Raw genomic sequence first — 11,210 nt, 5'->3', positions numbered from 1 at the left:
GGGCCCTCGCCCTTTGTAATGTCCGGCTTGCGGTGTCTCAGCGTCCGAAGATCCACAGGCACACGCCGGCCGCCACACCCAGCAGCAGCACGACGAACGAACCCAGGAACGGACGTGTCGCCCAGCCGCGTCGTCCGTCGATCGCGATGCGTCCCGGTCCGGTGAGGGTGACCGCCACCGCGCAGGCCACGAGGAGGGCCTCGAATTCGAAGCCCGACGATTCGGCGGCGAAGAACTGGACGCCCGGTTCGAGTTCGTGCTTGAACAGCACGGCGTTGACCATGATCGCGACGATCGCGGCAGCGGCGAACGGGGTGAGCAGACCGAGGACGAGCAGTCCTCCGGCCGCGATCTCACCGACCGCGCCGACGATCGCGAGCACGGCGGGCTGTCGGTATCCCGCATCGCGGAGCAACGACTCGAAACCGTCGAGGCCCGGCCCGTTCCACAGACCCACCAGCTTCTGCAGTCCGTGGGCGACGAGGATCGCCCCGACCGCCGCCCGCAGGACGAACAGACCGAGGTCGAGCGTTCCGCGGCGCACCTTCGCCGGGGCCTGTTCGCCGGCGACCACCGCGCCACCGGTATCCGCACCGTAGACCGGCTCCGGCCGGTACATCTGCTCGGTGGGAGCAGCGTAGGCGTCGCTGCCGAGGGGAGTTCCGCCTGCGCCGAAGTCGTCGTCGGATCCGAGATACGACTCGCGTGGTCGGCGCATCTCGAGTGTGTGTTCGTCGGGCTGGTCGCCGTAGGGATTCGAACCCGCGTCCGGTATGCCACCGTTCTTGTTGTCGGCCACGCTCTCAGCCTATGCCCGTGACCGTCCCCGCACCCGGCATCCGCGGGTGCGCGCGTCGTGCCGGTAACGTTTGCGGCATGACACGGGGTACGCGGTGGACGGGTTCGTGGGGCGTACGTGCGGCAGCGGCGGTGCTCGCCGTCGGAGTCCTCGCCGTCCCGTCCTGCGCCCGCTTCGACGACTCCGCGTCGAGCCCGTTCACTCCTGAGCCCACCTTCGATCCGGGACCGGGCGTCGGGCCCCAGGACCCCACCGAGACGACGACGCCGAGCGCCTCCCCCAAGCCGCCGGGGCCCTGTGTCGATCCCGATCCGTCCGTGATCGCGACCTGCCTCGACGTCACCGGCGGCCTGGTGACGATGCCCGACGGCAACTCCGCGCTCGTCACCGAGCGTCGGACGGGCCGGATACTGCAGGTCGCACCGGAGACCGAACCGGTGGAGATCGCGACCATCCCGGTCGACGGCTCCGGGGACGGTGGGCTGCTGGACGTGGCGCTCTCCCCCACTTTCGCCGAGGACCGGCTGCTCTACGCCTACATCACCACGGCCTCCGACAACCGCGTGGTCCGCATCGCCGCGGGTGACACTCCCAAGGACGTGCTGACGGGGATCCCCCGCGGCGCGACGGGCAACTCCGGCGCCATCGAGTTCGTCTCACCCACCGAACTCGCCGTCCTGACCGGCGACGCCGGAAACGCAGCCGCCGCAAACGATCCGAACGTCCTGTCCGGCAAGCTCCTGAACCTGCCGCTCCCCGCCCCCGGCGCGGCACCCGCCCCATCGGTGATGTTGTCGGGCATCGGCACCGCGGGCGATGTGTGCCGCGACCCCAACGGCAATCTGTGGGTCACCGACCGCACTCCCCTCGAGGACCGGCTCCAGCGGGTCGGGGTCGACGGATCGACCGGCACCGGCCCGGCCTGGACGTGGCCCGAGCGGCCCGGTGTTGCCGGGTGCGCAGCGGCCTCCGACGGGATCGCGATCTCGCTCACCGACGCGAAGGCCGTCGCGGTCGTCGCCACCGATCCGGGCACCGGAGCGGTCACGGCGTCGCCCGTCCTCGCGGCGGAGGACCGCTACGGCATGCTGCGCGGCGCCGCGTCGTCGCCCGACGGCCTGCTGTGGGTCTCGACGGTCAACAAGTCCGGCGCCGAACCGGGACCGAACGACGATCGCGTCGTCCGCATCCAGTTCCCGGCCGGTGGCGGTGGATTCGACTGATCACGCCCGCTCCGGCGTCTCCGCCGGTTCGGTGCGGTGGAGCAGTCCCGCGAGCATCGGGAGCACGAGGACGGTGACGGCGCCCGCCGCCACGAGGATCGACGCGCTCGCGTTCGACATCTGATCTGCACTCACCGCCACGCCCGTGACCGCGACGATCAGGGGAAGCCCCGTCGTCGAGTACAGGGCGATCTGCAACTGCTCCGCGGTTCCGAACATCCGCTTTCCGGTCTCGTCACGTTCGAGGCGCGACGCGACGAACACCGGCACACCCCGCACCAGGACGAGCAATCCGAGGAATGCCAGCAGGATCCCCGGGGCACTCACGACGGCACCGACGTCGATCGCCATGCCCGAGGTGACGAAGAAGATCGGGATGAGGAAGCCGTAGCCCAGACCGTCGAGCTTCTTCTCGAGCCGCTCGTCGCCCGCCGGGATCGTGCGGCGCAGGATGAAGCCGGCCGCGAAGGCCCCGAGGATGATGTCGAGATCGAAGACGGCGGCGACGGCGATGAGTCCGACGAGCAGCAGCATCGTCAGTCGCACCGGGATCTGGGCGGTGGTGTCGGAGCCGAGCCGGACGAACTGGGTGAACCGTGAACCTTCCCGCAGGATCCAGGTCGGCAGCACGGCGACGACGACGGCCACGACCGCGAACGCCAGCAGGACGATCAGCGAGCCGAGTGCGCCGCGCGCACCGAGCAGGGTCGCCATGGCCACGACGGGTAGCAGCTCCCCGAACGCACCGTGGTTGAGCACCGAGCGTCCGAGTGGGGTTGCGACGAGCCCGCGGTCGGCGAGGATCGGCAGGAGCGTCCCCAGCGCCGTGGACGTCAGGGCGATCGCCACGGCGATCTCGGCGTGCACCTGACCTGCCGCTCCCAGTGCGGCGACGGTGCCGAGCGCCAACAGCATGCACACGCACCAGGTGAGCATCGCTCGGCGCCCACCCCGCCCGCGCAACTCGGCCGGGTCGATCTCGTATCCGGCGAGCAGGAAGAGCATCCCCAGGCCGAGTTCGCGCAAGATGCCGATCTCGCTGCCCGTCTCCGCGAGGTCGAGCGCGTAGGGGCCGATGAGGACACCGGCCACCAGCAGCAGCACGACCTCGGGGACCAGCCGTCGCGGAACGGCGCCGGCGATCAGCGGTGCCAGCACCGCCGCGACGGCGATCCAGAACAGCGAGGTGGCTACAGCAGCGTCCATGCGCCGCTACTCTAGCCGCGCAAGATCAACTGCACGCGGCGATGACGAGTTCCTTCACGCGCGCCGGATCGGCCTGTCCGCGAGTGGCCTTCATGACGTCGCCGACGATCTTGCCGGCCGCCTGGACCTTGCCGGAGCGGATCTTGTCGGCGATGTCGGGGTTGGCGGCCAGCGCGGCGTCGACCGCGGCCTGCAGCGCCGAATCGTCGCGCACGACCTCGAGACCGCGAGCGGCGACCACCTCGTCGGGCTCGCCCTCACCGGCGAGCACACCGTCGACGACCTGACGGGCCAGCTTGTTCGTCAGCTTGCCGTCGGCCACCAGCGCGATGACGCGGGCGACCTGCTCGGGCGTGATAGGCAGTTCGGCGAGTTCGACACCGCGGGTGTTGGCCTGCTGGGCCAGGTAGGCGACCCACCACGAGCGGGCCTCCGAAGCGGGGGCGCCGGCCTCGGTGGTCGCGATGACGAGATCGAGCGCACCGGCGTTGACGAGGTCGCGCATCTCCTCGTCGGAGACACCCCAGTCGGCCTGGATGCGTGCCCGGCGCAGCCACGGCAGCTCGGGCAGCGTCGCCCGCAGCTCCTCGACCCAGGCGGCGTCGGGCGCGATCGGCTCGAGGTCGGGCTCCGGGAAGTAGCGGTAGTCCTCTGCGGTCTCCTTGCGGCGACCGGGCGAGGTGGTGCCGTCGGCCTCCTGGAAGTGCCGGGTCTCCTGGATCACCTCACCACCGGAGACCAGCACGGCCGCCTGGCGCCGCATCTCGTAGCGCACGGCCACCTCGACGGACTTGAGAGAGTTGACGTTCTTCGTCTCGGTGCGGGTACCGAACTCCTTCGCGCCGATGGGCATCAGCGAGATGTTCGCGTCGCACCGCATCGAACCCTGGTCCATGCGGACGTCGGAGACGTCGAGTGCCTCGAGCAGGTCGCGCAGGGCGGTGACGTAGGCGCGGGCGACCTCGGGGGCGCGCTCGCCGGCACCGACGATCGGCTTGGTGACGATCTCGACGAGCGGCACACCGGCGCGGTTGTAGTCGAGCAGCGAGTGGCTCGCACCGTGGATGCGACCGGTGGCGCCACCGACGTGCAGCGACTTGCCGGTGTCCTCTTCCATGTGCGCGCGCTCGATGTCGACGCGCCAGGTGGTGCCGTCGTCGAGCACGACGTCGAGATATCCGTCGGTGGCGATCGGCTCGTCGTACTGCGAGATCTGGTAGTTCTTCGGCTGATCCGGGTAGAAGTAGTTCTTCCGCGCGAAGCGACCCCACGGGGTGATCGAGCAGTTCAGCGCGAGGCCGATGCGGATCGCGGACTCGACCGCGGCCTGGTTGACGACGGGCAGTGCCCCCGGCAGACCGAGGCAGACCGGGCACACCTGCGTGTTGGGTTCGGCACCGAAGGCGGTCGGGCAGCCACAGAACATCTTGGTGGCGGTGTGCAGCTCGACGTGCACCTCCATGCCCATCACGGGCTCGAACTTCGCGAGCACGTCGTCGTAGGCGAGCAGGTCAGCGGACACGGAGGCAGTCATGGTGTCGATTTTAGACGGCGCCGGGAGTGCCGACGCGCGGCCTCACCCGAACAGGATCCGCATCTCCTGATAGCGCTCGTCGGGCACGTACTTCGGTTCGGCGAGCTCGTCGAAATCGACCCGGGCGATGTCGGTGCCGTGCAGCGCGACCATGTGACCCCAGTCCTCCTCGGCGACGAGATCGGTCACCGCCATGCCGAGTCGCGTGGCGAGCACCCGGTCGAATGCCGTGGGGACACCGCCTCGTTGGATGTGGCCGAGCACCGTCGCGCGGGCTTCGATGCCGGTGTGTTCCTCGATGAGCGGTGCGAGCACCTCCGCGATACCGCCGAGACGCGGCCGGTCGAATCCGTCGAGTCCCTTGGTGGAGTACGCCTCCTCCATCTCGGGGAGTGTGAAGCCCTCCGCGACGACGACCATCGGCGAACGTCCGCGGTTGCGAACACTCATCACCCACTCGCAGATCTGTTCGAGGCTCTCGGGCTGTTCGGGGATGAGGATGGCGTGTGCGCCGCCCGCGGTGCCCGCGTGCAGCGCGATCCATCCGGCGTGCCGGCCCATGACCTCGAGCACCATGCACCGCTTGTGGGAGTTGCCGGTGGTGCGGAGGCGGTCGATCGCCACCGTCGCGATCTCGACGGCCGTGTCGAAACCGAAGGTGTAGTCGGTGTGACTGAGGTCGTTGTCGATCGTCTTCGGCACACCGACGATGCGGATCCCTTCACCGAACAGTCGCTTCGAGGCGGCGGCGGTGCCCTCTCCCCCGATGGCGATCACGGCGTCGATCCCGAGGCGGTCGAGGGTCTTCTGGATGTTCTGCGCCCCACCGTCGGGTCCCTGGTACGGACCGAACCGGCTCGTGCCGAGGATCGTGCCACCCTGCTGGGCGAGACCGCGAACACGGCTGCGGTCCAACGGGATCACATCGCCCTCGACGAGACCGCGCCAGCCGTCGAGGAATCCGACGAACTCCTGTCCGTGGACCTCGGTCCCCTTGAGCACCGCACCGCGGATGACCGCGTTGAGACCGGGGCAGTCCCCGCCACTGGTGAGAATTCCGATCCTCGTCACGCACTACCTCCCGTCGGATGGACCAGTACCGCACCGAACCGGCATGCCCGGACCGGTGCTGCAGTGCCAATCCTGCCCGTTCGCAGTCGCGACGGCAGCCCGATTCAACCGGGTGTGACGAGACCGGACTCGTAGGCGAGCACCACGGCCTGTGCCCGGTCGCGCAGGTGCAGCTTCGCGAGAACCTTGCCGACGTGGGTCTTCACGGTCTGCTCGGCGACGAACAACCGCTCCGCGATCTCGGTGTTCGACAGGCCGTGCGCGATCAGTTCGAGCACCTCGAGTTCGCGCGGGGTCAGCGGATCGAGGACGCGGTCGCGCCCTCTCGCCGGCCGGCGCCGGCTGGTGACGTCGGCGATGAGGCGACGGGTGACGGTCGGCGCGAGCAGTGCCTGTCCGTCGGCGACCACCCTCACGGCCCGCACGAGTTCGTCGGCGGGGGCGTCCTTGAGCAGGAACCCGCTCGCTCCCATCCCCAGCGCCTCGTAGACGTAGTCGTCGAGATCGAAGGTGGTGAGCATGAGCACCTTCGACCGCGGCTCACGGGTGTCGGCGAGGATGTGCCGCGCCGCGTCGAGACCGTTCATCTCGGGCATGCGCACGTCCATGAGGACGACGTCGGGCCGCAGTCGCGCGACCTCCGAGACGGCCGCTCGACCGTCAGGGGCATCGCCGACGACGCTGATGTCGGGCTGGGCCCCGAGCAGTGCTCCGAAGCCCTGCCGGACCATGGCCTGGTCGTCGGCGATGAACACGGTGATGGGAGGGTGCGGTTCGGTCATCGGCACCCACCTTAGGCCCCGGTCAGCACCGGGAGAACCGCTCGGACCTCGAAACCTCCGCCGGGTCGGGGATGGGCGACGAGTTGTCCGCCCACGACGGACGCGCGTTCGACCATGCCCAGGATTCCGTTGCCGCCGCTGCGGTCCGACGGCCGAACGGTGGCGACGAGGTCGTCGACCGACGCCTGTCCGTTGGTCACCTCCACCGTGACGGTCGCCGGCTCCCACAGCAGCCGCGCGCACACGCGGGCACCGGGAGCGTGCCGGGCCGCGTTCGCGAGCGACTCCTGCAGGATCCGGTAGACCGTCAGGCCGACACCGTCGGAGACACGCCCCGGCACTCCGTCGATTCGGGTCTCGAGCAACATCCCCGCGCGACGCGAGGACTCGAACAGGTCGTCGATGCGATCGAGACCCGGCTGGGGTTCGTGCTCGGGGAGTTGCCCGTCGCTGCGGAGCACCCCGAGCAGGGTGCGGACCTCGTTCAGTGCCTCCCGCGCGGTTGCACCGAGGGCGTCGAATTCGGCGCGCACGTCGTCGTTCACGTCCGGAAGCCGGTAGGGGGCGCTCTGTGCCTGCACGACGATCATCGACATGTGGTGGGCGACGATGTCGTGCAGGTCGCGTGCGATGTGTGCCTTCTCCTCGAGGATGGCTCGACGCGCACGTTCGAGCTCGCTGACCTCCTCCTCCCGGGCGAGTTGCCGTCGGGAGATCAGCAGCCAGCGCACCAGCAACCCGAAGACGACGACGGCGGTGATACCGATGCCCCATCCCCAGCCGTTGCGGCCGGGAACGAACGCCGCGAACAACAGGACGGTCGCGACCCACACGACCAGCACGAGGCGGATCTCCTCGCGGATCGCAACGGCGAACACCAGCGCAAGCATCACCAGGATGTGCACGACCTGCCACGGATAGTCGTAGCCGGGAACCAGGTCGAACGCTATCGGGATGACGAGTCCGGCCGCCGCGGCCACCGCCCACCCCAGAGCCGGCCGGACGAGCACGAGGAGGAACGGGAACACCGCCATCCCCGAGATCAGCGGCAACAGCGGCGGGGAGATGTCGTGGGTCAGGGGCAGCGTCGGCCACGCGATCGCATAGAGGATCAACGTCACGGTGACCACGGTGACGACGCTCCACCGTCCCCGGCCCAGGCGTCCCGCGGTTCTCACGCCGGACTTCGCAAGCTCTTTCACCTCACCCACGCTAGGAGCCTCGGTCTCGACTGTCCTCATACCTGGGGGTGAGATCCGCGTAGCTCTGCAGGTGGTGCCGGCCTGATCGAGATCGCTCCGGCGCGGGGTCCGGTGCAGGGCTGCGCGTTCCTAGCGTCGCCGGCATGACAGTGAAATCCGCAGTGGTCCGAGTCGCGTCGGTCGCCTTCCTCGCCACCGCAACATATGCCGCCGTGCCGGGGGCGCTCGCCCACTCCGCCGCGCCCCCGACGGAAGACGCCGCGACCGCAGCGACGGTGACGGCGCTCGTCGCCGACGACGCGGAGCGAGCACTGTCGTCCCTGCCGACCGATTTCACCGCCGTGATGGGGTACACGCCGATCGTCGAACAGTGGGCGGACGGAACGACCGTCCTCGCCGATCCGGAGGGTGACTGCTCCACGCCGGTTCCGGTGCCGGCGGCGTTCGAATCGGCATGCCGGGTCCACGATCTCGGATACGACCTCCTGCGGTACGCCCACATCACCGGTGGCGAGCTGGTCACCGATGCCCGGCGCGACCTCGACGGGCTGTTCGCGCGACATCTCGACACCGTCTGCCGTTCCGAACCCGACATCGCGTCGTGCATGCCGGTCGCAGGGATCTCTTCTGCAGCAGTGGAATTCAATTCGTGGCGACAGGGTCACCGGACGCCTGTCGCGGAATCGCCGTGGGCCCTGGCCGTCGCTGCGGGCTCGGTCGCCCTGGGCTTCACGGCACGAAAGGTGCGGCGATGACGGTCCTCACGGTGGTTCTCGCGACGGTGATCTCCCTCGCCCCTCCCCTGCTGCCGCGGCAGTCGGTCGCGCAGGGCGTCGTCACAGGTTTGTTCGTCGTGATCGCGCTGACGGTGCTCCGTCTCGTCGTGACCGCGCGACGGCGGACCGGGCGACCTCCGCGGCCCGCGAGGCCGGAACTGCGTGTGCCGGTCGCGCTCGTCGGCGGGTCCGTCGTGCTGGTCGCGGCAGCCGGTGCGCATCGGTGGCAGAACGGTCTGCGCGAGGCGATGTCGGTCCCTGCTGTGGATGTGCGCTGGTGGTTCGAGGCACTGGCGGTCGCGATCGTGGTCGTCGCAGCGCTGCTCGCCGTTCCACGCCTCGTGCATCTCCTGTTGCGGCGCCGGGTGGCGGTGGCCGTCGCCGTGACGCTGGCGATCGGCGCCACGGTCGGGATCGGCGCCACGGTCGGGATCGGCACAGCCACGGTGGCGTTCTCCCCCGGAGGGACGATCGACACGGTCGCCTCCCCCACCGCCCTTTCGACGGGGCTGTCGGGCGGTGCGGGATCAGCGGTGTCGTGGAACCGGTTGGGCCGCGAGGGGCAGAAGTTCGTGTCCCTGCCTGCCGAGGGATCGCCGATCCGGATCTACGTACCGTTGTCCGCCGCGCCGGATCCGTCCGCGCGCGCGGAGTTCGCGGTGGACGAACTCCGCCGGGCGAGAGCCTTCGACCGACCGCATCTCGTGGTGGCCGTGCCGACCGGCTCGGGCTGGGTCGATGCCGCTGCGGTCCGCGGCTTCGAGAACCGGTGGGGCGACGATCTCGCCATCGTCGCCCAGCAGTACTCGGACATGCCGAGCTGGGCGGCCTTCGTCCTCGACCGCGGTGCCGCGGAGGAGGAGGCCCGGGCGCTCGTCACCGCACTGCGAGCGCACCTGTCCACGCTGCCCGACGAACAACGTCCCACTCTGCACGTCTACGGGCAGTCCCTGGGAGCGACCGGCGCGAGCGCCGTCTTCGACGACGAACCCGAGCCGTGTGCACTGTTCCTCGCGGGGCCGCCCGCGGGTGTCCGCACCGACGGCGCGAGTGTCCGGGCGAACACTTCCGACCCTGTGGTGTGGTGGCGACCGTCGCTGCTGTGGTCGCCGCCGGAGCTGTCGCATGCGCGCGCCGATGCCCCGATCCCGCCATGGCTGCCGGTGGTGTCGTTCGTGAACACGACGGTGGACCTGCTCACCTCGCTCGAGGCCGCACCCGGTCATGGTCATCGCTACGGCGACGATCAGGCGCGGTGCACCTCCGCCCACGGATAGATCGCATCCGGATGGATTGGCGTCCGGATACGCCGCGACCCGCCGGCCGACGAACGGCACGGCGGGTCGCGGTGGGGAAAGGATCAGGCGACGATGGGTCCTCGTGCCGCCTCGAAGGCCGCACCCACCCGGTACAGACGCTCGTCGGCGAGAGCCGGGGCCATGATCTGCAGGCCGACGGGAAGACCGTCGTCCGCCGAGAGACCGGACGGCACCGACATCGCGCAGTGTCCCGCGAGGTTGGTCGGGAGCGTGCACAGATCGGACAGGTACATCGCCAGCGGATCGTCGACCTTCTCGCCGAGCTTCCACGGCGTGAACGGGCTCGTGGGCGAGACCAGCACGTCGACCTGCTCGTAGGCCTTGTCGAAGTCCTGCGCGATGAGCGTCCGGACCTTGAGGGCCTGACCGTAGTAGGCCTCGTAGTAGCCGGAGGACAGCGCGTAGGTGCCGATCATGATGCGGCGCTTGACCTCCTTGCCGAAACCGGCGGCGCGGGTCGCGGCCATGACCTGCTCGGCACTCATCGTGCCGTCGTCGACGCGCATGCCGTACCGCATGGCGTCGAAGCGGGCCAGGTTGGAGGAGACCTCCGACGGCAGGATCAGATAGTACGAGGCGAGCGCGTACTCGAAGTGCGGGCACGACACCTCGACGACCTCCGCGCCGAGCTTCGTGAGCATCTCGACCGCCGCATCGAACGACGAGAGCACGCCGGGCTGGTAGCTGTCGGAGTGCAGCTCCTTGACCACGCCGACCTTCAGGCCCTTCAGGTCGCCGGCCGCACCCTGACGCGCCGCCTCCACGACGGGACGCACGGGGGCGTTCACCGACGTCGAGTCGCGCGGATCGTGCCCGGCGATGACCTCGTGCAGCAGTGCCGTGTCGAGGACGGTGCGGCCGCAGGGGCCACCCTGGTCGAGCGACGACGCGCAGGCGACCAGGCCGTACCGCGAGACCGTGCCGTAGGTGGGCTTGGTGCCGACGGTGGCGGTGACGGCGGCGGGCTGGCGGATCGAGCCACCGGTGTCGGTGCCGATCGCGAGGGGTGCCTGGTACGACGCGAGCGCCGCAGCGGAACCGCCACCGGAGCCACCCGGGATACGGCTGGTGTCCCACGGGTTGCGGGTGGGGCCGTAAGCCGAGTTCTCGGTGGACGAACCCATCGCGAACTCGTCCATGTTGGTCTTGCCGAGGATGGGGATCCCGGCCTCGCGCAGCTTCGTGGTGAGCGTCGCGTCGTAGGGCGAGACCCAGCCCTCGAGGATCTTCGAACCGCACGTGGTGGGCATGTCCGTGGTGGTGAACACGTCCTTGAGCGCGAGCGGCACACCCGCGAG

The 11,210-nt window shown here is 69.8% G+C and carries 10 protein-coding genes; 3 read left to right on the top strand and 7 right to left on the bottom strand.

Features of this window, described 5'->3' with window-relative positions:
- Positions 1-37 precede the first annotated feature (37 nt).
- Positions 38-799 carry a DoxX family protein gene (locus tag ACLBYD_RS24785; RefSeq protein ID WP_447818502.1) on the bottom strand — a complete coding sequence of 254 codons (762 nt, stop codon included), beginning with the start codon at positions 797-799 and terminating at the stop codon, positions 38-40.
- Positions 800-876: 77 nt separating this feature from the next.
- Between ACLBYD_RS24785 and ACLBYD_RS24780 the strand changes: the two genes are divergently transcribed.
- The gene (locus ACLBYD_RS24780; protein ID WP_447818501.1) at positions 877-2,022 is read left to right on the top strand and encodes a PQQ-dependent sugar dehydrogenase; all 1,146 of its coding nucleotides are present in this window, start codon (positions 877-879) and stop codon (positions 2,020-2,022) included.
- Here ACLBYD_RS24780 and ACLBYD_RS24775 read toward each other — a convergent pair whose 3' ends face one another.
- The 5 genes from ACLBYD_RS24775 to ACLBYD_RS24755 form a co-directional block, all read right to left on the bottom strand.
- Positions 2,023-3,228: a cation:proton antiporter gene (locus ACLBYD_RS24775; protein ID WP_447818500.1), complete on the bottom strand. Its 1,206-nt coding sequence runs from the start codon at positions 3,226-3,228 to the stop codon at positions 2,023-2,025.
- A gap of 25 nt (positions 3,229-3,253) precedes the next feature.
- On the bottom strand, positions 3,254-4,762 hold the full coding sequence (gatB, locus tag ACLBYD_RS24770) for an Asp-tRNA(Asn)/Glu-tRNA(Gln) amidotransferase subunit GatB (RefSeq protein WP_024101389.1): 1,509 nt from the start codon (positions 4,760-4,762) through the stop codon (positions 3,254-3,256).
- Positions 4,763-4,804: 42 nt separating this feature from the next.
- Entirely contained in the window at positions 4,805-5,833 is a 1,029-nt protein-coding gene (locus ACLBYD_RS24765) for a 6-phosphofructokinase (protein ID WP_447818499.1), read from the bottom strand.
- A 104-nt stretch (positions 5,834-5,937) separates the two neighbouring features.
- A complete protein-coding gene (locus ACLBYD_RS24760; protein WP_016691187.1) occupies positions 5,938-6,615 on the bottom strand; it encodes a response regulator in 678 nt (225 codons plus the stop codon).
- Positions 6,616-6,626: 11 nt separating this feature from the next.
- Complete coding sequence (locus ACLBYD_RS24755) at positions 6,627-7,793, bottom strand: sensor histidine kinase (protein WP_447818506.1); 1,167 nt, start codon at positions 7,791-7,793, stop codon at positions 6,627-6,629.
- Between the two features lie 167 nt (positions 7,794-7,960).
- Here ACLBYD_RS24755 and ACLBYD_RS24750 point away from each other — a divergent pair, with 167 nt between their 5' ends.
- Both ACLBYD_RS24750 and ACLBYD_RS24745 read left to right on the top strand, forming a co-directional pair.
- Complete coding sequence (locus tag ACLBYD_RS24750; RefSeq protein ID WP_447818498.1) at positions 7,961-8,572, top strand: hypothetical protein; 612 nt, start codon at positions 7,961-7,963, stop codon at positions 8,570-8,572.
- Positions 8,569-9,870 carry an alpha/beta-hydrolase family protein gene (locus ACLBYD_RS24745; protein WP_447818497.1) on the top strand — a complete coding sequence of 434 codons (1,302 nt, stop codon included), beginning with the start codon at positions 8,569-8,571 and terminating at the stop codon, positions 9,868-9,870. The genes ACLBYD_RS24750 and ACLBYD_RS24745 overlap by 4 nt, the downstream gene beginning before the upstream one ends.
- An 83-nt stretch (positions 9,871-9,953) precedes the next feature.
- On the opposite strand, the gene gatA is transcribed toward ACLBYD_RS24745, so the two are convergent.
- On the bottom strand, positions 9,954-11,210 hold a 1,257-nt coding region (gatA, locus tag ACLBYD_RS24740), incomplete at its 5' end, for an Asp-tRNA(Asn)/Glu-tRNA(Gln) amidotransferase subunit GatA (protein WP_447818496.1).

It is taken from the genome of Rhodococcus sp. C26F, assembly GCF_053345925.1.
The sequence above is the reverse complement of the archived record's forward strand: the minus strand, read 5'-3'. Positions and strand labels throughout refer to the sequence as shown.

What these genes read in the sequence shown, in the direction of transcription:
- ACLBYD_RS24745 (WP_447818497.1), top strand. Translation starts at nt 8,569, where the DNA reads ATGACGGTCCTCACGGTGGTTCTCGCGACGGTGATCTCCCTCGCCCCT.
- ACLBYD_RS24775 (WP_447818500.1), bottom strand. Translation starts at nt 3,228, where the DNA reads ATGGACGCTGCTGTAGCCACCTCGCTGTTCTGGATCGCCGTCGCGGCG.
- gatB (WP_024101389.1), bottom strand. Translation starts at nt 4,762, where the DNA reads ATGACTGCCTCCGTGTCCGCTGACCTGCTCGCCTACGACGACGTGCTC.
- ACLBYD_RS24780 (WP_447818501.1), top strand. Translation starts at nt 877, where the DNA reads ATGACACGGGGTACGCGGTGGACGGGTTCGTGGGGCGTACGTGCGGCA.
- ACLBYD_RS24750 (WP_447818498.1), top strand. Translation starts at nt 7,961, where the DNA reads ATGACAGTGAAATCCGCAGTGGTCCGAGTCGCGTCGGTCGCCTTCCTC.
- ACLBYD_RS24760 (WP_016691187.1), bottom strand. Translation starts at nt 6,615, where the DNA reads ATGACCGAACCGCACCCTCCCATCACCGTGTTCATCGCCGACGACCAG.